Annotated in this window: 16 protein-coding genes and 1 riboswitch; of the genes, 10 read left to right on the top strand and 6 right to left on the bottom strand. The window is 68.9% G+C overall.

Annotated elements, in window-relative coordinates:
* Positions 1-102 precede the first annotated feature (102 nt).
* Positions 103-3252 (bottom strand): aminotransferase class III-fold pyridoxal phosphate-dependent enzyme, encoded by a 3150-nt coding sequence (locus ASF87_RS11585; protein ID WP_056376037.1) that lies wholly within the window; start codon positions 3250-3252, stop codon positions 103-105.
* The gene (locus tag ASF87_RS11580) at positions 3249-3875 is read right to left on the bottom strand and encodes a gamma carbonic anhydrase family protein (protein WP_056376482.1); all 627 of its coding nucleotides are present in this window, start codon (positions 3873-3875) and stop codon (positions 3249-3251) included. The genes ASF87_RS11585 and ASF87_RS11580 overlap by 4 nt, the downstream gene beginning before the upstream one ends.
* Positions 3876-4029: 154 nt before the next feature.
* Between ASF87_RS11580 and ASF87_RS11575 the strand changes: the two genes are divergently transcribed.
* On the top strand, positions 4030-4911 hold the full coding sequence (locus tag ASF87_RS11575) for an SDR family oxidoreductase (protein WP_056376036.1): 882 nt from the start codon (positions 4030-4032) through the stop codon (positions 4909-4911).
* Positions 4912-4921: 10 nt separating this feature from the next.
* Here ASF87_RS11575 and mfd read toward each other — a convergent pair whose 3' ends face one another.
* Positions 4922-8485 carry a transcription-repair coupling factor gene (mfd, locus tag ASF87_RS11570; protein WP_056376034.1) on the bottom strand — a complete coding sequence of 1188 codons (3564 nt, stop codon included), beginning with the start codon at positions 8483-8485 and terminating at the stop codon, positions 4922-4924.
* Positions 8486-8564: 79 nt separating this feature from the next.
* Between mfd and ASF87_RS11565 the strand changes: the two genes are divergently transcribed.
* From ASF87_RS11565 to ASF87_RS11535, 7 genes are all read left to right on the top strand, one after another.
* A complete protein-coding gene (locus ASF87_RS11565; protein WP_056376032.1) occupies positions 8565-9128 on the top strand; it encodes a GNAT family N-acetyltransferase in 564 nt (187 codons plus the stop codon).
* Between the two features lie 46 nt (positions 9129-9174).
* Positions 9175-10038 carry an Fpg/Nei family DNA glycosylase gene (locus ASF87_RS11560; protein WP_056376031.1) on the top strand — a complete coding sequence of 288 codons (864 nt, stop codon included), beginning with the start codon at positions 9175-9177 and terminating at the stop codon, positions 10036-10038.
* Positions 10039-10092: 54 nt separating this feature from the next.
* A riboswitch (FMN riboswitch) is annotated at positions 10093-10238 on the top strand.
* Between the two features lie 72 nt (positions 10239-10310).
* Positions 10311-11345: a bifunctional diaminohydroxyphosphoribosylaminopyrimidine deaminase/5-amino-6-(5-phosphoribosylamino)uracil reductase RibD gene (gene ribD / locus ASF87_RS11555; RefSeq protein ID WP_056376029.1), complete on the top strand. Its 1035-nt coding sequence runs from the start codon at positions 10311-10313 to the stop codon at positions 11343-11345.
* Positions 11345-11974: a riboflavin synthase gene (locus tag ASF87_RS11550; RefSeq protein ID WP_056376027.1), complete on the top strand. Its 630-nt coding sequence runs from the start codon at positions 11345-11347 to the stop codon at positions 11972-11974. The genes ribD and ASF87_RS11550 overlap by 1 nt, the downstream gene beginning before the upstream one ends.
* A complete protein-coding gene (locus ASF87_RS11545) occupies positions 11971-13239 on the top strand; it encodes a bifunctional 3,4-dihydroxy-2-butanone-4-phosphate synthase/GTP cyclohydrolase II (protein WP_056376025.1) in 1269 nt (422 codons plus the stop codon). Before ASF87_RS11550 ends, ASF87_RS11545 begins: the two co-directional genes overlap by 4 nt.
* Entirely contained in the window at positions 13236-13709 is a 474-nt protein-coding gene (ribH, locus tag ASF87_RS11540) for a 6,7-dimethyl-8-ribityllumazine synthase (RefSeq protein WP_056376023.1), read from the top strand. Before ASF87_RS11545 ends, ribH begins: the two co-directional genes overlap by 4 nt.
* Positions 13710-13764: 55 nt before the next feature.
* Positions 13765-14124, top strand: coding sequence for a hypothetical protein (locus ASF87_RS11535; protein ID WP_056376022.1), 360 nt, complete (start codon positions 13765-13767; stop codon positions 14122-14124).
* A gap of 16 nt (positions 14125-14140) precedes the next feature.
* Here ASF87_RS11535 and ASF87_RS11530 read toward each other — a convergent pair whose 3' ends face one another.
* The 3 genes from ASF87_RS11530 to ASF87_RS11520 all read right to left on the bottom strand — a co-directional run bounded on the left by ASF87_RS11530 (position 14141) and on the right by ASF87_RS11520 (position 16043).
* Positions 14141-15226 carry an ATP-binding protein gene (locus ASF87_RS11530; protein WP_056376020.1) on the bottom strand — a complete coding sequence of 362 codons (1086 nt, stop codon included), beginning with the start codon at positions 15224-15226 and terminating at the stop codon, positions 14141-14143.
* Positions 15227-15363: 137 nt separating this feature from the next.
* The gene (locus ASF87_RS11525) at positions 15364-15741 is read right to left on the bottom strand and encodes an SHOCT domain-containing protein (protein WP_056376018.1); all 378 of its coding nucleotides are present in this window, start codon (positions 15739-15741) and stop codon (positions 15364-15366) included.
* Positions 15742-15785: 44 nt separating this feature from the next.
* Positions 15786-16043: a hypothetical protein gene (locus tag ASF87_RS11520; protein ID WP_056376016.1), complete on the bottom strand. Its 258-nt coding sequence runs from the start codon at positions 16041-16043 to the stop codon at positions 15786-15788.
* A 155-nt stretch (positions 16044-16198) separates the two neighbouring features.
* On the opposite strand from ASF87_RS11520, the gene ASF87_RS11515 reads away from it, so the two are divergent.
* Positions 16199-18769 (top strand): LuxR C-terminal-related transcriptional regulator, encoded by a 2571-nt coding sequence (locus tag ASF87_RS11515; RefSeq protein WP_162238689.1) that lies wholly within the window; start codon positions 16199-16201, stop codon positions 18767-18769.
* 63 nt (positions 18770-18832) lie between these two features.
* Positions 18833-19957: an AI-2E family transporter gene (locus ASF87_RS11510; protein ID WP_235558933.1), complete on the top strand. Its 1125-nt coding sequence runs from the start codon at positions 18833-18835 to the stop codon at positions 19955-19957.
* Positions 19958-19969: the final 12 nt, after the last annotated feature.

The raw sequence follows: 19969 nt of genomic DNA, 5'->3' as shown, positions 1-19969 counted from the left end.
TCAGTATGTACCCGGGATATTCCTCAGCGGAAGAGCAGATCTGATTCGAAATACGCATTTAACATGCCGCGAACCGACTCGATTCGAAGATCCGCCCCTCGATCACCAACCGTCTGCGAGCACGCGGTCCAGCATCGCGACGACGTGGTCGGCGCTCTCGATCGTCAGAGAGAGCGGAGGCTTGATCTTCAGCACGTTCGAGCGCTCGGAGGTCGTGAGCACGATCACGCCGAGCTCCCGCATCCGCTCGCAGATCGCTGCGGCCTCGGCATCCGCCGGCTCCATCGTCTCGCGATCGCGCACGAGCTCGACGCCGAGATAGAGCCCCTCGCCGTGGACGGGACCGATCAGCGGATGCCGCTCCGCGAGCGCGCGAAGACCGTCTGCGAGATGCCGTCCGACCTCGAGCGCATTGCGCTGCAGGTCGTCCTCGACCATGGCATCGAGCACGGCGAGGCCGACGCTGCTGCTGAGGGTGCTGCCCCCCGCTGAGGAGAAGAACTGCCCCTGGCTGCTGAGCGCGTCGGCGATCCGCTTCGATGTGATCACGCCGCCGATCGGGAAGCCGTTGCCCATCGGCTTGGCGATCGTGACGATGTCGGGGACCACTCCGGACTGCTCGAACCCCCAGAACGTCGAGCCCATGCGGCCGAAGCCCACCTGCACCTCGTCGGCGATGCAGAGACCACCATGCGCGCGCACGAGTTCGTAGGCGCCCGCCAGGTAGCCGTCGGGCAGGAGCACTCCCCCGGCATTTCCGAGCACGGACTCGCACAGGAAAGCCGCGGGCTCTCTGCCGTCCGCGACGAGACCGTCGAGGTCTGCGGAGAGATCGGCGAGATAGCGGCCGGCCGTGTCGTGTCCGCGGTAGGTGCCGCGGAACCGGTTGGGCACGTCGGCGATGTGCACCCAGTCGGGCCGCGTCTCGAGAGCATGCGGGTTGTCGTAGGCGCTGGTCGTGACCGCATCGCTTGCCATCGTCCACCCGTGGTAGGCCTCTCGGAGCGCCACCACGGTGCGTCGACGAGTGGCCGCCTGCGCCAGACGGATGCCGAGATCGACCGCTTCCGAGCCGCTGTTCACCAGCAGCACCGTGTCGAGACCACTCCCCTCGGGCATCAGCGCGATCAGTCTCTCGCTGTACTCGGCGAGCCCGCGGAACAGGAACCGCGAGTTGGTGGCGAGCGTCTTCAGCTGCCGATTCGCGGCGGCCGCCACCCGGGGGTGGCCGTGTCCGAGTCCAGCGACGTTGTTCACCATGTCGACGTAGCTGCGACCGGTCGTGTCGACGAGATGGTGCCGCCAGCCGCGTTCGATCTGCGGCGGATGCTCGTAATAGCGCTCCTGCGCGGTCGCGAAGATGCGCTCCCTGCGCTCGAGCTCCTGGGCGGCCTCGTCGCGCTGCGCATGGGAGGCGAGCCCCAGCAACGCGGCAGGGTCAGCAGTGAAGCGGCACCACGCCGCGACGCGATCAGGTGCCACGAGATGGGCGGCAGCAGGCATATCCGGCCGCCGCGCCGGAAGCGGCGGAGCATCGGCTCGGCTGAGGCCGATGACGATCGTCCTGTTCTCGAACGATGCCGCGAGCCTGCCGATGCTCTCGCCCCGTTCGACTCGGCCGCTGCGGTTCGGCTCGAGGTCGGCGCCCCGGAGCTCGAGCACCCACCCGGTGTCGAGCGCGATGCGCACCCCACCCTCTGTGATCTTGAGCTCGCCCTCTGCCGGCGCGATCATCCGCGACGACGGCCCAGGGGCGACGTGCACTTCGGTCTCGATCGGCCAGGTGGCCGCAACGCTCGCGGTGTCGACCGCCGTGCGAGTGAGCCGGAACACGCCGTAGGGCACGACGGCAGCTCGCGCACCCCTCGCGTGGGCCTCGGCGACGAGGAGCGCCTCGGCGTCGGGATGCGCCCACCGGCCTGCGTCCAGCCCCTCGGCCTCGACACCGGGGTCGACCACGACGACGCGACCGCCGAGCTCCGGAAGAAGGGTCGACAGCTCGGGGCGCTCATCGTCAGCAGCGGCGAACGGCGAACGGCCGGGCTCAGGAGTCCCGGGCTCGGAAGCCTCGGGCTCGCTCTTCTCGGGCTCGGGAGTCTCCGCCACTGCGGCCTCGGGTTCTTGCGCCTCGGGCTCTCGAGTCTCCGACGCTGGAGTATCCGGCTCTGGAGCCTCCGGCTCTGGCACCGCCGGGTGCGAGGCGGTTCCCGCTGGCGCCTCGAACTCCGGCGACTCGAACCCGAGGCGGGCGAGCACCAACTCGGTCGCCTCGGCGAGCGGAACGGCAGTCGCGGCATCGAAGATGGCCTGCTCGCCCGCGATCCGCTCGCGGGCGTAGTCATTGTCGCCGTCGATCTCGAGCTGCCTCCAGCCGCTGGCGACGAGCAGTGCGGCTCGCAGCACGACCAGCGGCCATACCGCGAGCGCCTCGTCACGGGCGAGCGGTGCGTCGGCATGGAACGCGGCGACGGTGTCGAGAGCACGGAGCGGACGCTCGGGCTCGTGGTGCAGCATCGACGAGACGCATACGGCCAGTTCGGCGACCCGCCAGCCGAGCCCCAGATCGCCCAGGTCGAGCACGGTGCGCGGGTGCAGTCGGGAATCGTCACCGCGCGTCCCGGTGACGTTGTCGTCGGTGAGGTCGCCGTGGATCGGCTGAACCGGCAACGCAGCAGCCACGATCGACAGCGCCTTCTGCGCGTCGTCCGCGGCCGTGCGCACACGCGAGCGCAGCTCGGCATCCGTCACCGCCGGGGCGAGCACGTTGATCTGCTCGTACGCGACGCGCATGTCCCACATCTGGTCGCGCTCGAGCCCCGGGTGCGCGAGGCCAGCGAGCGCGTTCACGGATGCCGCTGCCAGGGCTCCGAACTCGGCGAGCACGACGGGTGCCAGATAGCCCGCATCGACCATGGGCTCACCCTCGGCGAACTCGCTGCGCCGCACCGCGAATCCCCGCCAGCGCTGCGTGAGCTGACCGTCGAGTCCGGGGAGCACGGCGGGAACCCGCACGCCGGCCGCGCGGTAGGCGTCGAGCGCTGCGTGCTGTGCGGCTCTCGCGTCATCGCCGAACACCGGGTTGTCGACGCGCAGCACGCTGCGCGATCCGTCCGGTTCGACCAGCACGAAGTTGCGGTCCTGATTGCTGCCGAGCTCGGTCGCCACCGCCTCGACTCCGTAGCATTCGCGAGCGATCAGCGCGGCGTCGTCCGTGCTGACGTCCGGTCGTACGAGCCCCGCGCCGTCACTCACCCGCGACCCGCCGCGCGGCCGTCGGCGTCGAGACGCACATCGTCGGCGTGCCGGGCCAGCGAGCTGCCGTAGCGCTCGGTGAGCTGCACCATGAGGTCGGGGGTGTCGCGATCCACGCCGAAGACGTGCCCGGGGAAGTCGAGTTCGGGTTGTGCGGCGGAGATCTCCTCCTCCCTGTCGGGAGACAGGAGCTGCACGGGATCTCCGACCGCGACCCAGCCGATCGGCACGACCGTTCCGGCCGGGAGCACCGCTCGTCGGTGCACGATGGCGTTCACACGGACTTCGCATCGATCGCCCACCAGCGCTCCGTTGAAGATGCGCGCGCCGGACGCGAAGAAGACCTCCTCGCCGACCGTCGCCCCCGCGATGCTCGCAAGGGTTCCGACGAGCGTGTGCGAACCGATGTGCACGGCATTCGCGGCCGTGGCCCTGATGAGCGCGTTCTCCATCACGATGACGTGCTCGCCGATCGTGATCGGCCCTCCTTCTGCGGTGATCACGGCGCCATGGAGCACCTGGCAGTGAGGGCCGATGGTCACGTCTCCGGAGATCACGGCGGTGGGAGCGACGATGGCGGTGTCATGGATCCGGGGCCGAGCCCCGAGGTGCTCGTACAACATGACGCCAGCGTAGCGCCGCCGCATACGTGTCGAGAAGGCTGACCGAGCCTCCTGCTACGCTGACGCCCATGAAGTGCAGCTGAATCGATCCCTCCCCCGCCTCTGACCGCCATTCGGCGTGCCCGGGGCTCCATCGATCGAAAGGCGAATCGCCATGCACTCCCACGACCTTCCCCTGTTCGGACGCACTGCTCTGGTGACCGGCGTCTCCCGCAGACGCGGCATCGGATTCGCGACCGCGACGACGCTCGCGTCCCTCGGCGCGAACGTGTTCTTCCACCACTTCCGCCCCCATGATCTCGACCACCCGTGGGGCGGGGACGACCTCGACGCGGTTCGCGCCGGCATCCACGATTCCCTCGCATCCGGGGCCGTGATGGGCGACGGCCAGGCGGATCTCCGCGACCCGGCCAGCATCGACCCTCTGCTCGACGCGGCATCAGCGCTCTCGGGTCGGCTCGACATCGTCATCTGCAACCAGGCGATGAGCGGCGGCGACGGCACGATCTTCGACATGACCGCCGACCGACTCGACGCGCACTGGCAGGCCAACACCCGCGCCTCGCTGCTGCTCACAGCCGGGCTGGCGAATCGAGTACGCCGAGAACTCGGCGGTGCAGAGACTCCGATCGGTCGCCCCGGCGACAGCATCCCGTCGCTCGGCCCCTTCGAGAAGCCGACCGCTCGCGTCGTCTGGATGACCTCGGGTCAGGGGCACGGGGCGATGCGCGGCGAGATCTCGTACGCGACGAGCAAGGCCGCGCTCGCGGGGATCACCCGTTCGACTGCCGCCGAGCTGCTCGATGTCGGGATCGTGCTGAACACCGTCAATCCGGGTCCGGTGAACACGGGCTACCTCGATGCCGACACCACGGATCGCGATCTGTCGGGCGTCGAGGACTGGATCGCGGGCACACCGTTCGGCCGTGTCGGTCGCCCCGACGACCCTGCCCGCCTGATCGGCTGGCTGTGCACGGACGCCGGCTCGTGGGTGGTCGGTCAGGTGCTGACCACCGACGGCGGATTCTCGCTGTAGCCGGTTCCCGTCACTCGACCTTCGCCGGCTCGGGGAAGATCGCTGTGAAGAGCTGGTCGACCCAGTCGAGCAGCTCGGCCGCCTGCAGCGGTTCGAGTCCCACTCCCACGGCGGCGGGCACGGTCGGCATCGGCACGACGAGCGCCTCTCCCCCGCCGACAAGCTTCGCCTTGGGGTACAGCCGCTGCAGGCGCACCTTGATCGAGTCCTCGAGTCGAGCCGGCGCGATGCGCAGGTTCGAGCCCATGACCACGACGTCGGAGAGCCCTGCTCTGGCTGCGCGACGGCGAAGGCGGGAGACGGCGATCAGGCCCGTGACCTCGTCGGGAGGAGTGCCGTAGCGGTCGGTGAGCTCGTCGATGACGAGATCGATCGCGTCGTCCTTCGCCGTCGCCGTCGACGCTGCTGACAGCTTCTGGTAGGCCTCGAGACGAAGTCGCTCACTGTCGATGTAGTACTCGGGGATGCGCGCGTCCAACGGCAGCTCGAGGCGCAGCTCCTGGCCCGACTCGACGTCTTCGCCGCGGAACGTCGCGACGGCCTCGCCGATCATCCGGAGGTAGAGGTCGAATCCGACGCCGGCGATGTGTCCGGCCTGCTCGCCGCCCAGCAGATTGCCGGCACCGCGCAGTTCGAGGTCCTTGAGCGCAACCTGCATTCCGGATCCGAGGTCGTTGTTCACTGCGATCGTCTGCAGCCTGTCGGCCGCCGTCTCGCTGAGGGGCTTCATCTCGTCATAGAGGAAGTACGCATAGGCGCGCTCGCGTCCTCGACCGACACGGCCGCGCAACTGGTGCAGCTGGCTCAGCCCGTACTTGTCGGCCCTGTCGATGATGATCGTGTTCGCGTTCGCGATGTCGAGACCGGTCTCGATGATCGTGGTCGAGACGAGCACGTCGAACTTGCGCTCCCAGAAGTCGTCGACGACCTGCTCGAGCGCGTGCTCGCCCATCTGACCGTGCGCCACGGCGATGCGCGCTTCGGGCACGAGCTCGGCGAGCTGTGCCGCGACACGCTGGATCGACTGCACGCGGTTGTGCACGAAGAACACCTGACCCTCGCGCAGGATCTCTCGACGGATCGCCGCCGCCATCTGCTTGTCGCTGCGGGGGCCGACGAACGAGAGGATCGGATGCCGGTCCTCCGGCGGCGTCGCGAGCGTCGACATCTCGCGGATGCCCGTGACCGCCATCTCGAGCGTGCGCGGGATGGGCGTCGCGCTCATCGCGAGGATGTCGACATTCGTCTTCATCTTCTTGAGGGTGTCCTTGTGCTCGACGCCGAAGCGCTGCTCCTCGTCGATGATCATCAGGCCGAGGTCTTTGAACATGACCTGATCGGTGAGGATGCGGTGGGTGCCGATCACCATGTCGACCGTGCCGTCGAGCAGGCCGTCGAGAGTGAGACGCGCCTCCTTGTCGGTCTGGAAGCGCGACAGCGGACGCACCTTGACGGGGAATCCGGCGAAGCGCTCGGTGAACGTCTCGAGGTGCTGCTTGACGAGCAGCGTCGTCGGCACGAGCATCGCGACCTGCTTGCCGTCCTGGATCGCCTTGAACGCCGCGCGCACGGCGACCTCGGTCTTGCCGAAGCCCACGTCGCCCGACAGCAGCCTGTCCATCGGGATCGGCCGCTCCATGTCGGCCTTGATCTCGTCGATGGTCTGCAGCTGATCGAGGGTCTCGGCGAACGGGAACGCCTCTTCGAGCTCGCGCTGCCAGGGGGTGTCCGGGCCGAACGCATGACCCTTCGCGCTCATCCGCGCCGAGTACAGCTTGACCAGCTCGACGGCGATGTCGCGCACGGCCTTGCGAGCCTTGCCCTTCGCCTGCGACCAGTCGCTGCCGCCCATCTTCGACAGGGTCGGCCCCTCGCCGCCGACGTACTTCGAGAGCAGATCGAGCTGGTCGGTGGGCACGTAGAGCTTGTCGCCGGGATAGCCGCGCTTCGACGGCGCGTACTCGAGCACGAGATAGTCGCGCACGGACTTCGTCGCGTTTCGTCCACCCGTCGACACCTCGCGCTGCGTCATCTCGACGAAGCGGCCGATGCCGTGCGTGTTGTGCACGACGTAGTCGCCCTGCTTGAGCTGCAGCGGATCGACGACGTTCTTGCGGCGCGACGCGAGCTTCTTCACGACGCGCTGGTCTCCGCCGATCGTGCGCCCGTAGAACTCGTTGTCGGTGAGGACGGCGAGCTTGGCCTCGGGGATCTGGAATCCGGCTTCGACCGAGCCGGTGACGAGAGTCGCGACGCCGGTGTCAGGCGCGTCGGTCAGCTCGGACACGATGCGGGCGGCGATCCCTCGGTCGGACAGCACGTCGCGGGCACGGTCGACGAGGCCCGCTCCGGCGGCGATCACGACGACCCGCCAGCCGTCTGCGACCTTCGCCTCGACGAACGAGATCGCACCGTCGACGTTGCCGTGGAACGACGGGATGACCGAGGCGTCGATGGTCTCGGCGTCCTCGCCGCCCATCGAGAACGGGCTCAGTCGCCACCAGACGCCGCCGCGATCGCGGACGACCTCGCGCAGCCGGGCGATGGTGAGGAAGTCGCCGGCGCCGAGGTCGATGGGAGCCGACGCGCCGGAGGTCGCCGCACTCCAGGCCGCGTCGAGGAACTCGCGGTTGGTCTCGCCCAGTGTGATCGCACGGGCGCTCGACCGCTCGGGGTCGACGACGGCCGTCGCGACGCCCTCGGGCAGGTACTCCGCGAGCGACTTCAGCGGACCGGAGACCGCCGGAAGAAGAGACTCCATGCCCTCGACCGGGATTCCCTCGGCCATCTTCTCGAGCATCCCCGCGATCGCCGGGAACCCGCCGATCAGCGCTCGCGCGCGATCGCGAACGTCAGGAGTCAGCAGCAGCTCACGGCTCGGCGGCAGATCGACGCCGTCGACGTCGCCCGGGAGCGAGCGCTGATCAGCGACGGAGAACGAGCGGATCTGGTCGATCTCGTCGCCGAAGAACTCGACGCGGAACGGATGCTCCGAGATCGGGGGGAACACATCGAGGATGCCGCCTCGGACGGCGAACTCGCCTCGCCGCGACACCATGTCGACGCGCGAATAGGCGCGCTCGACCAGCTGTTCGACGACGTGGTCGAGTTCGTGACCGCGGCTCGTGGTGCGCAGCTCGAGCGGCGCGATTTCACCGAGGTTGCCCGCGATCGGCTGGAGGGCGGCTCGCACGGAGGCCACGACGACGAGGGGGTGATCGCCCGACCATTCCGCGATGCGACGCAGGGTCTGCAGTCTCTGACCCACCGTGTCGGTGCTGGGGCTGAGTCGCTCGTGCGGCAGCGTCTCCCACGCGGGGAAGGTCACGACCTCGGCATCGGGGATGTACGCGATGAGCGCGGCAGCGAGACTCTCGGCCCGCCTGCCCGTCGGGACGACGGTCAGGAGCGCGGCGGGATGCCCCGCTGCCCGGCGCTTCTCGAGCAGACCCGCGAGCGCCGGAGCGTCGAGCCCGTCGACGAGGCCGAGATCGGCATCGGTCTGGGCCCAACTCAGGGCGTCACGAAAAAGAGACGCCTCTTCCAAGGCGCGCAGAATCCCCGGCACAGTCACCGGACAAGCCTAGCCGCGGCCGCAGACACCGGCATCGGGATCGTCCCGACCCGCGCTGCGAGACCCGTAGGATGCCGGGATGGAACCGGTCACTCTCACCACCGAGCGCCTCGTCCTGCACGTGCCGGACGAGTCTGACATCGACGCGATCACCGCGGCCTGTCAGGATCCGGAGATCCCTCGATGGACCACCGTGCCGAGCCCGTACACGCGCGAGCACGGCGAAGGGTACGTCCGCCTGATCGGCGAGTGGTGGGCCGATGGCAGTCAGGCGATCTGGTGCGCCTATCGCGACGACGAGCTGGTGGCCTCGATCGGACTGCACCGCATCGTCGAGCACTCGACCGGCGGGGACGCCGAGATCGGCTACTGGGTCACGGCATCCGCCCGCGGCAACGGCTACCTCGTCGAGGCTGCGCGCGCCGTCGTCGACTGGGCGTTCGACGAGCTCGGCCTCGCCCGCCTCGGCTGGCGTGCGGTCGCGGGCAACGTCCCGTCGGCCCGAGCCGCCCGCGCCCTCGGGTTCCGGTATGAGGGTCTGGGGCGACAAGCGCTCACGAGCGACCGCGGGCGTGACGACGGATGGTTCGGCGGGCTCCTCGCGACCGACGATCGCACCCCGGTGGACTGGCCGATCCTCTGAGGAAGCGCCCTAGCCGCGTGTCCGACGTCGGTGGCAGGATGAGCGCATGCCTGAGATGCCGGAGGTCCAGGGCCTGACCGCCTTTCTCGCCGAACGCGCGGTGGGGCGCACGATCGTTCGGACGAGCGTGGGCGCGATAGCTGCTCTGAAGACCTACGACCCGCCCAACACTGCTCTGCACGGGGCAAAGATCACCGCAGCATCTCGCCGAGGCAAGTTCATCGTGCTCTCGTGCGGCGACGACCTGCACCTCGTGTTCCATCTCGCCAAGGCAGGCTGGCTGCGGTGGTACGAGACACTGCCGACGACGCTCATCAAGCCCGGCAAGTCACCCATCGCCGTGCGGGTGGGCCTCGACGACGAGAGCGGCTTCGACCTCACCGAGGCGGGCACGAAGAAGTCGCTGGCCGTCTATGTCGTCCGCGACCCGGAAGAGGTGCCTGGCATCGCCCGCCTCGGCCCGGATCCACTCGAGGAGACCTTCACACGTGATGTGTTCGCCGGGCTGCTCGACGGCAGGCGGACGCAGATCAAAGGGCTGCTGCGCGACCAGAGCGTGATCGCCGGGATCGGCAACGCCTACTCCGACGAGATCCTGCACGCCGCGCGCATGTCGCCGTACGCGATCGCCGCCACGCTGAGCGGCGACGAGATCGATCGGCTGTACGCCGCCATGCGGACGACGCTGACGGATGCCGTGGCCGAGGCCTCCGGCAAGCCGCCGGCCGACCTCAAAGACGCGAAGCGCCGGGGTATGCAGGTGCACGCTCGTCGCGGCGAGGCGTGTCCGGTGTGCGGCGACACCGTGCGCAGCGTCTTCTTCGCCGACCGCTCGATGGAGTACTGCCCGACCTGCCAGACCGGGGGCAAGCCGCTCGCCGATCGCCGCCTGTCGCGGCTGCTCAAGTAGCACTTCGACGCGGAATGAAACGCAGTCGGATGTGTTGAGTACACTCAGAGCATCAACGTGCTCCGGGGTCGGTGAGAATCCGAACCGGCGGTGACAGTCCGCGAGCGTCTCGGTTCTCCGAGATGCCGATCCGGTGGAATTCCGGGACCGACGGTGGTGCGAGGCCCAGCCTCGCTAGTCCGGAAGGGAGGCAGCACGGTGCGCCGCCGCGCGCGCGTTCTGCCGACGTCTCCTCAAGAGGAGAATCCCCGGAGCCTCAGAGAGGACCACGGATGGCAGTGAACGAGGCGGAACGTCGGGCGATGACCCGTGCGCTCGAGCTCGCGACGCTCGGCCCACGGGGCGTGAACCCTCAGGTCGGCGCCGTCATCCTCTCCCCCGAGGGCGAGATCATCGCCGAAGGCTGGCACCACGGCGCAGGCACGCCGCACGCCGAGGTCGATGCGCTCTCGAAGCTCGCACCCGGCGCGGCCGACGGCGCGACCGCTGTCGTCACCCTCGAACCCTGCAACCACACCGGGCGAACCGGCCCGTGCGCCGTCGCGCTCATCGACGCGGGCGTCTCGCGCGTCGTCTACGCACTCGACGACCCGGGCGAGGTCTCGGGCGGCGGCGGCGAGCGTCTCCGCGCCGCCGGGGTGAGCGTCGACTCGGGCGAACAGGCCGATGCCGCGCACGCGATCATCGGGGACTGGCTCACCGCTCAGCGCCTGGGGCGCCCGCACGTCACGGTGAAATGGGCCCAGTCCCTCGACGGTCGTGCGGCGGCATCCGACGGCAGCAGCCAGTGGATCACCGGACCGCAGGCCAGGGACGACGTCCATCGACGTCGAGCCGCTGCGGATGCGATCGTCGTCGGAACCGGCACCCTGCTCGCCGACGACCCCTCGCTGACGGCCCGCGACGGCGATGCCCTCTACGACCGGCAGCCGATCCCGGTCGTGATCGGCTCGCGTTCGACCCCCGACGACGCGGCGATCCGTCGGCACCCGAAGGCGCCGGTCTTCTTCGACACGCACGACCTGCGCGCCGTGCTCGCCGACCTGCACTCGCGCGGCATCCAGAGCGTGTTCGTCGAAGGGGGCCCGACCCTGGCGAGCGCCTTCATCGCAGCAGGGCTCGCCGACCGCGTGCTCGCCTACATCGCGCCCGTGCTGCTCGGCGGCGATCGACTGGCGCTCACCGACATCGGCGTCGGCACCATCGACGCCGCCATGCGCCTGACGATCGAGGAGTGGCTGCCCCTCGGTGCCGACCTGCTCGCCGTCGCACACCCCGTGCTCACCATCGAAGAAGGAGCCGCCTGATGTTCACCGGAATCATCGAGGAGATCGGCGAGATCACCGCGATCGCGCCAGCCGGAGACGGGTGGCGTCTGACGGTCAGGGCCCCCAAGGCGGTGTCCGACGCCGTGCACGGCGAGTCCATCGCGGTCTCCGGCGTCTGCCTCACGGTCGTCGACTCGACAGCCGACACCTTCGACGCCGATGTGATGAAGCAGACCCTCGACGTCGCCGCCCTCGGCGGAGCGACCGTCGGCACTCGCGTGAACATCGAGAAGGCGATGCCGGTCGGCGCCCGCCTCGGCGGTCACATCGTGCAGGGGCACGTCGACGGTGTCGGCAGCGTGCTCGAGGTGCGCCCCGGCGAACAGTGGAGCGTCCTGCGCGTCTCGCTGCCAGACGACCTCGCGCCGCTCGTCGTCGACAAGGGCTCCATCTCGGTCGACGGCACCTCGCTCACGGTGAGCGCGGTCAGCCCCGTCGACGTCGAAGTCCACTGGTTCGAGATCTCGCTCATTCCCGAGACTCTCGCCGCCACCACCCTCGGCTCGCGCGCGGTCGGCGACCGCGTGAACCTCGAGACCGACATCCTCGCCCGCCACGTCGAACGTCTGCTGGCGTTCAGGGCAGCACCGGAAGGAGGCTCGCGATGAGCCTTTCCACCATCCCCGAGGCCCTCGAGGCCCTGCGCGCCGGGCGACCGGTCCTCGTCGCAGACGATGAGAACCGCGAGAACGAGGGCGACGTCATCCTCTCGGCAGAGCTCGCCACACCAGAATGGGTCGCCTGGACGGTTCGCTGGTCATCCGGCTTCATCTGCGCGCCGATGCCCGCTGACCTCGCCGACAACCTCAACCTGCAGCCGATGGTCGCGGCGTCCGAGGACGCACGCTCGACCGCCTACACGGTGAGCGTCGACGCGGCAGAGGGCGTGACCACCGGCATCAGCGCACACGACCGCGCCCACACGCTGAATGTCCTGGCGAACCCCGAGTCGACCGCGACGAGCATCATCCGCCCCGGACATGTGCTTCCTCTCCGCGCGGTCGACGGCGGCGTGCGCGAGCGCAGCGGTCACACCGAGGCCGCGGTCGATCTGATGAAGCTCGCGGGTCTGCGCCCGGTCGGCGCGATCGCCGAGGTCGTCGCCGAGGACGGCAGCATGATGCGGCTTCCCGGGCTCATCGAGCTGGGCGCACGCGACGGGGTGCCGGTCATCACGATCGAGCAGCTCATCGCCCACCTCAACGAGATCGACCCCACCGGCTGGTCTCCCGAACGCGCCAGCCGGCGCGTGAGCCTGCGCGCGGATGCGACCGTGCCCACCACGCACGGCACGTTCCGGTTCCTGGCCTATAAGGACCGGGTGACCGGCACCGATCACATCGCCGTCGTGTCGGGCGAGCCGACCGAGACCGCTCTCGTGCGTGTGCACTCGGAGTGCCTGACGGGCGAGGCCTTCGGCTCGCTCAAGTGCGAGTGCGGTCCCCAGCTCGACGCCGCGCTCGACGCGATCGAGCAGGACGGCGGCATCGTCATCTACATGCGGGGCCATGAGGGCAGGGGCATCGGCCTGATCAACAAGCTCCGCGCCTACAGCCTGCAGGAGGAGGGCCTCGACACGGTCGACGCCAACCTCGCGCTGGGGCTCCCGGCCGACGCCCGGGACTATGCGGCCGCGGCGGGGATCCTCGCCGACCTCGGAGTGTCGAAGGTGCGCCTGCTGACGAACAACACCGACAAGGTGAACCAGCTGCGCGGCCTCGGGCTCGACGTCGTCGAGCAGGTGCCGCTGATCGTCGGCGTCGGGCCGAACAACCACCAGTACCTCGAGACCAAACGTGACCGGATGGGTCACATCATCGGAGAGGCGGAGCTCGCAGAGGCTCTCGCCGACGGACGGAAGGACGACGCATGAGCGGCGCAGGAGCACCCAAGACGGAGAAGATCGACGGACGTGGACTGAAAGTCGTCATCGTGGCCGGCACCTGGCACGACGTCATCACCGACGGCCTGATCGCCGGTGCGCAGCGCGTCCTCGACGAGGCCGACGCCGCCTACCGACTCGTGCGCGTCCCGGGCTCGTTCGAGCTCGCTCTCGCCGCTCAGGCCGCGTTCGCGGGCGGGGCGGACGCCGTCGTCGCCCTCGGCGTGATCATCCGCGGCGGAACCCCGCACTTCGAGTACGTCTCGGCCGCGACGACCGACGGATTGACTCGCGTCTCGCTCGATGCGGGCAAGCCTGTCGGCTTCGGCGTGCTGACGCTCGACGACGAGAAGCAGGGCCTCGACCGCGCCGGTCTCGAGGGCTCGAAGGAGGACAAGGGCGCGGAGGCTGCGGATGCCGCGCTGCGCACCGCGCTCCTCGTGCGCGCGCTGCGGGGCTGAGAGGTCAGCCTGCCCTTGCTGGCGCGCGCACCCCGCGTGCTCCTAGCGTGAGGGTATGGAGACTCTGCGTCACGTCGTTCTGTTCGTCCACCTGATCGGCTTCGCCGTGCTCTTCGGCGCCTGGGCGGTGCAGGCCTTCGGCGGCAAGCGCGAGTTCACCCGTCTGATGAGCATCGGCATGACGATCGCCGCGGTCGCGGGCCTCGCACTCGCAGCACCGTGGGGTCTCCCCGAGGGCGTCGAGATGAACTACGCCAAGATCGGCACGAAGCTCGTCGTGCTCCTCGTGATCGGTGCGCTCCTCGGCATCGGCACCTCGAAGCAGCGCAAGTCCGGATCCGTGCCCGTCGCGATGTTCTGGCTCGTCGGCATCCTGACGGCGCTCAACGCAGGCATCGCGGCCATCTGGCGCTGAACCGCGGATCACTCGGTCACGAGCGCAGCGGTACTCGCACGTCTGCGCCCGCTTCCTCGGTCAGCCGTTCCCCCATCTGCGCGAACGTCGGCTGCGCGATGAACCCGCCGGCGAACAGCGCCTGTCCCTGAGCGAATCCCTGGGCACGGCGGATGTCGTCTTCCCCGACGAAGCCGAACACGTCCGCCAGCTCGGCGATGTCCCGCGGGGCGTTCACGCGCATGAGGCCGAGGTTGTCGCACTGCGAGAGCACGTTGGGGTGGATCTTGGTCGGGCGCTGCGTCGACAGGAAGAGCCAGAGGCCGAACTTGCGTCCCTCGGCCGCGATCTGAACGAGCCTCTCGGTGAGCGCCTTCTCGACAGCGGTGCGCGGCTCGGGTGAGCAGAGGTTGTGCGCCTCGTCGATCACGATGAGGAGCGGCCGACGGCTCTCTCGCTGCATCCACAGCGCCTCGAGCACGGCGAGCGCCGCCACCTTCGGCTCCGCAGGGTGGTCGAATCCCCCGAGGTCGAGGACGGTGGCCCTCGGCCGTTCAGCGATCACATCGACGACGGACCCCGCTCCTCTGGACCAGAGGTCCCACTCGAGCACCTGCAGGTTCTCCATGCGATTCGCGAGCCGGATATGCGCCGGGTCTCCTGTCGCGCGGAACTGTCTCAGCATGTCGTCGGCGTCGAACTCCGTGGTGCTGACGGGCCAGTGGAGCAGGACGTTGTACTCCTCGGCATCGGTGATCGGGTCGATCTGCAGAACCGCAGCCTTAGCGGCCGGAGACAGATCGATGTATCGGGCGTGCAGCTTGTCGCCCTCTCCGTGACCCGATCGGAACACGCGGATGTCGGTCTGCGCGATGGCGGCCGCATGCTCGGTCGAAGCGCCTGCTCTCGTCTCCGCCAGCCTCACGAAGTCGGCATTCGGATCGAGGATGAGCATCGGCAGTTCGGTGTGCAGCAGGAGCTGCTCGAGCACGACGCCGAGCGCGTATGTCTTGCCGCTGCCGCTCTGGCCGCACCAGAACGTGTGTCGGTTGAAGCGGCGTGCGTCCAGCTGCACAGACGTTCCGGCATCATCCGTCATCGTGCCTATGGTCAGTTCGGTCATGCTCGGCCTCCCGCACTTCGTCGGCCTCCAGCTTGCCTCGGACTCCCGACGGGGTCATCACACTTCTCGGGTGACGCGGCTCGCCCGTCCAGGTGGTCGACGGACGTCCTCCGCCCGTCGGCCCCTCCCCGGATCGGCTAGGACGCGAGCGCCTTCGCCTTGAGCGTCTCGAACTCGGCCTGGGTGATCACGCCCGAGTCGAGCAGACCTCGTGCCTTCGTGATGTCGTCGACCGGCGAAGACCCCGCGGTCTCCCGGATGTAGGCGGTCTGAGCCGCGTGCAGTTCGGCGATCTGCTCGCCGCGCCGCTGCGCCATGCCCTGCCCGCGGGCGATGAGGTACACGAGTGATGTCAGGAACGGGAGGAAGACGAGGAAGATGATCCACACTGCCTTCAGCCACCCGTTGAGAGAGCTGTCTCGGAAGATGTCTCCGATGATCGTGAAGACGACCATGAGGTAGGAGATGAAGACGAAGGACCAGAAGAACCAGGCCACGAGATCCCAGATGGACATGCGCGATCCCTTTCGATCGGAGGTGGTGAGTACCAGCTCCGAAGCTAGCCACGTGCGGATGCGCCCGCGTCACCCTGCCCGGGTGACCCGTCCTGCACCGCGGGGACGGGATTCACCGAGATGACCTCGATGTGGAGGTCGTCGAAAGCCCCGAGAAGGCCCAGCAGACGCGGCTGATCATCGACCGGTCCGAGGATGCTCGTGAGTCCGCCTGGTCGGGCCTGCACCGTGAAGCCGTCCAGCGCCTGTGCGAGCTGCGGGCTCATCCGTCCTCGGACGAGCACTTCGAAGACCCGGGTCATGACGGCAGCCTCTCTGGAGCACGAGCAACATCGGCGCGAGCGCGATCGTCCCATGATGCACGCGCGGATCACGGCCGTCCTCATCCTCTGCGGATGATCTGAACCGGCTGTGGATGATGCGACCGCGCCCTGCCATACTGACAGCGGAATCGCCGATGACAGCCATACCTCCCCCGCCGGCCCACGCCGTCGAGCGACCACGATTGCGTAGCCGACTCGACGCGACGCTGAACGCGCCCCTCAGCGTCGTCGTCGCCCCGGCCGGCTCCGGCAAGACGGTGCTGCTGTCGCAGTGGGCGGCATCGCACCCCGACGTGCGTGTCATCTGGATCGGGCTGGAGCAGGCGGACAGCGATCCGCGCCGTCTCCTCGACCATCTCCTGAGCGCGGCGCTGCCTCCCGGCCATGGGACGACGGATCTCGGACGACCGCACGCAGTCACCGCGCGAGCCTTCGGGCGCCCCGTCCTCGAGTCTCTCCTCGGAGTCTTCCGCGAGCATCCCCCGGTCGTGCTCGTGCTCGACGACCTGCAGCACCTCGCCGGGTCGCCGCTGCTGCCAGACCTCTGGTGGCTCGCCGACAACGTTCCCGAGCACACCCACCTCATCTTCTCGTCACGTATCGACTACGGCCTCGGCTGGGGGCGCCACCGGCTGAGCCACTCGCTGATCGAGCTGCGACAGAGCGACCTTGCGCTCGATGAGGCCGCGAGTGCGACGCTGCTCGAGCGGATCATCGGCGCTCCCGTCAGCCCCCGCACTCTCTCAGCAGTCATGGAGCGCACCGAGGGGTGGGCCGCCGGCGTGGTGCTGACCGGTCTCGGTCTGCGCAGCGAAGCCGATCCCGAGCAGTTCGCGAGGGAGCTGCGCGGCACCGATCGCCTCATCTCCGAGTATCTGAGCGAACAGGCTCTGGCCCAGCAGCCTCCCGAGCGCCGATCGCTGCTGCTGCGCCTGTCGGTCCTCGACCGGATGTCGGCAGAACTCGTCGAGTCGATCCTGTCCGTCGACGACGCGACGTTGCTCTTCGAGGAGCTCGAGAGAGAGTCGATGTTCCTCGTCGCCCTCGATCGGAATCGGGAGTGGTTCCGCTTCCACCCGATGTTCCGAGAACTCCTGCGCTACCGCTTGAAGGCCGAGCGCCCCGGAGCGGCGACCGAGATCCGCACGGCCGCGGCCGACTGGCATCTCGCGCGGGGCGATGCGTCGTCGGCCATCGCCTACCTCCTCGAAGCCGGATCGTGGGAGCGTGCGGCGACCGTCATCTCCGGATGCGGCCGCGAGATGCTCGAACGCAACGACACCGTGTCGGTCAGCCGGTGGCTGGATGCGCTGCCGGGAGAGTTCCGTGCGACCCGTCCTGACGTCGAGATCCTGCGCGGGATGCTGATGATGATGAACGGGGATGCGGCCCGAGCCGAGGACGTGCTCCGCGAACAGGCCGATCGGCCGACCCTCACACCGGGCCGATCGGCGATCATCCACACGTATCTCGCCGCGCGGGTGCAGTTCCGGCCTGATCCCCGCGTCGCCCTGCAGGCTGCCGAATCAGCGGTGACGCTGCTCCGCGAGAATCCGGATCTGCACCCGCCCGAGCTGCTGGGTCTCACGCACCCGCACCTGCTGCGCGCGAGTTCGCTGACCTCGGCGGGCCGCGCGCTCTTCCTCGCCGGTGATCTCGGCGCTGCGCGACGACGATTCGACGAGGCGCTGGCCGAGCCAGGGGCCCAGTACAGCCTGTACCGCATCCATCTCCTCGGCTCGCTCGCGCTGCTGGAGGCGTGGGCCGGACGGCTGCGTCTTGCCGCGGCGATCTCGGAGGAGGCACTGGACCTCGCCGCCGAGACCCGCCTGCTCGCACATCCGTCACCGGCAGACGCCTTCCTGGCTGCGGCGCTCGCAGCGGTCGAGCGGGGCACCCCGTCTGCCGCCGCCACACCCCTGCACGAGGGCGCACTCCGCGCCGCCGCGAACCACCGCACTCAGCTCATGTGGATCGCGCACCTCACGAGGGTTCTCAGCGAGGGAGACGTCGTCGACCCGGTCGATCATGTTCCGTCGACGCCGCCGCCGATCGTCGCGGCGGCGCTCGAGGCCGAGCAGGCTCGCACACTGCGCCTCGCACATGCGTCGAACGGTGGATTGCGTCATCCGTCGGCAGGACGCTGGTCTCCTCTGGTGTTCGAGGCGATCGCCACCGCGCTCACCCGCAACCGTCCCGACCTCGCTCGCGCCCACCTCGATGCGGTCTCCCCGGAGCCGCCTGAGTCGGTGCCTCTCACCGGCGTGGAGCAGCTCATCCTCCGCTCGTGGCTCGACGCCCGCGAGCGCGGCACCGGCGCGGGCGCCGACGCCATGCACCGGGCCCTCGAGCTGGCCTCACAACACGATCTGGTCGCCGTCTTCGTGCGAGCCGGCCCCGAGGTCATGCGTCTGATCACCGACCTCCCCGGCACCTCGACGCCGTTCCGCGCCAGGGTGCTGGAACGGGCGAGCCTGCTCCGTCGCGCCCGCTCATCCTCGCCCGAGCTGGCCGAGCAGCTCACGGATCGCGAACTCGAGATACTTGCGTACCTGCCGACCCGGATGACCAACATCGAGCTCGCGGCCCGCTGCTACGTGTCGCCCAACACCATCAAGACCCACATGGCTCACATCTACCGAAAGCTCGCGGTCCCCAACCGCAACTCCGCCGTCGCACGCGCCCAGGATCTCGGACTGATCTGACGACGCGGTATATCGCCCTGAAAGGGTGACGCGGCCGTGCGCCCTGCGCCCGAGAGTGGCACCGTGAGCGATGCGAGCGTGCCCGAGGAGTCACCCCCTCAGCTTCGGCGCGCCACTCGTGGGGTGCGACCGCGCAGCATCCAGATCACCGTGACCCGCCCCCTGCTGTTCGGCTTCGCGCTGGTCCTGGGCGGTCTCGGCGCGTTCGTCCTCGGCGTCGCCGCGAGTTCGGTCGCCACGATCCTCATCTACATCGCCATCGCCATCTTCGTCGCGCTCGGCCTCGACCCGGTGATCCGCTGGCTGGAAGCGCATCGGGTGTCGCGAACGCGCGGACTGCTCATCGTCTCGGGCGGGTTCCTCGTCTTCCTCGCCGTCGTGATCGGGCTCATCCTCCCGCCCTCACTGGTGCAGCTGGGCGAGTTCGCCCGCTCCATCCCCGCGGCCATCGCGGACTTCCGCACCTCCGAGGCGTACGCAGCCTTCGAGGCGCAGGTCGGAGACGTCCTCGGAACCGCACTCGATCAGATCGCGGCGTTCTTCGCGGATCCGGGCAACCTGCTCGCCGTCGGAGGCGGGGTGCTTGCCGTGGGGTTCGGTGTGGGCAACGCCGTCTCCGGCGTGATCATCGTCGTCGTCCTCACGCTGTACTTCCTCGCGTCGCTGTCGTCGATCAAGTCCGCGTTCTACTCGCTCGCACCCGCACGTGATCGCGCGAGACTCCGATCGCTCACGGAGCAGATCACGGACTCGGTGGGCGGATACCTCATCGGAATGGTCGTACTCGCCGCCTGCAATGCGGTGTTCGCGACCCTCCTGCATCTGATCCTGGGACTCCCGGCCCCGGCTTTCATGGGGCTGGCTGCCTTCCTGATCACGCTGATACCCCTCATCGGTCCGGTCACGTACTGGATCTTCGCCTCGGTCGTCGCGCTGTTCACGGATCCCCTGCTCGCGCTGATCTTCTCGGTGCTGTACCTGATCTACATGCAGTTCGAGGCATATCTGCTGACTCCGCGGATCATGAACAGGGCGATAGCGGTGCCGGGATCGCTCGTCATCATCGGGGCGCTCATCGGTGGGGCCCTGCTCGGTCTGCTCGGCGCCCTGGTGTCGATCCCGATCACCGCAGCGATCCTGCTGGTCATCAAGCAGGTCCACATCCCGCGTCAGAACGCGAAAGTCTGAGGAAGGAGAACC

It is taken from the genome of Microbacterium sp. Leaf161 (genome assembly GCF_001423645.1).
In the GTDB taxonomy this organism is placed as follows: domain Bacteria; phylum Actinomycetota; class Actinomycetes; order Actinomycetales; family Microbacteriaceae; genus Microbacterium; species Microbacterium forte.
Note: the sequence above shows the minus strand (reverse complement) of the source record. Positions and strands in the feature narration are given on the sequence as shown.

Excerpts from the sequence above, each read along its gene's own strand:
- ASF87_RS11580 (WP_056376482.1), bottom strand. The coding sequence starts at position 3,875 with ATGTTGTACGAGCACCTCGGGGCTCGGCCCCGGATCCATGACACCGCC.
- ASF87_RS11575 (WP_056376036.1), top strand. The coding sequence starts at position 4,030 with ATGCACTCCCACGACCTTCCCCTGTTCGGACGCACTGCTCTGGTGACC.
- ASF87_RS11565 (WP_056376032.1), top strand. The coding sequence starts at position 8,565 with ATGGAACCGGTCACTCTCACCACCGAGCGCCTCGTCCTGCACGTGCCG.
- ASF87_RS11560 (WP_056376031.1), top strand. The coding sequence starts at position 9,175 with ATGCCTGAGATGCCGGAGGTCCAGGGCCTGACCGCCTTTCTCGCCGAA.
- ribD (WP_056376029.1), top strand. The coding sequence starts at position 10,311 with ATGGCAGTGAACGAGGCGGAACGTCGGGCGATGACCCGTGCGCTCGAG.
- ASF87_RS11550 (WP_056376027.1), top strand. The coding sequence starts at position 11,345 with ATGTTCACCGGAATCATCGAGGAGATCGGCGAGATCACCGCGATCGCG.
- ASF87_RS11545 (WP_056376025.1), top strand. The coding sequence starts at position 11,971 with ATGAGCCTTTCCACCATCCCCGAGGCCCTCGAGGCCCTGCGCGCCGGG.
- ribH (WP_056376023.1), top strand. The coding sequence starts at position 13,236 with ATGAGCGGCGCAGGAGCACCCAAGACGGAGAAGATCGACGGACGTGGA.
- ASF87_RS11535 (WP_056376022.1), top strand. The coding sequence starts at position 13,765 with ATGGAGACTCTGCGTCACGTCGTTCTGTTCGTCCACCTGATCGGCTTC.
- ASF87_RS11530 (WP_056376020.1), bottom strand. The coding sequence starts at position 15,226 with ATGACCGAACTGACCATAGGCACGATGACGGATGATGCCGGAACGTCT.
- ASF87_RS11525 (WP_056376018.1), bottom strand. The coding sequence starts at position 15,741 with ATGTCCATCTGGGATCTCGTGGCCTGGTTCTTCTGGTCCTTCGTCTTC.
- ASF87_RS11520 (WP_056376016.1), bottom strand. The coding sequence starts at position 16,043 with ATGACCCGGGTCTTCGAAGTGCTCGTCCGAGGACGGATGAGCCCGCAG.
- ASF87_RS11515 (WP_162238689.1), top strand. The coding sequence starts at position 16,199 with ATGACAGCCATACCTCCCCCGCCGGCCCACGCCGTCGAGCGACCACGA.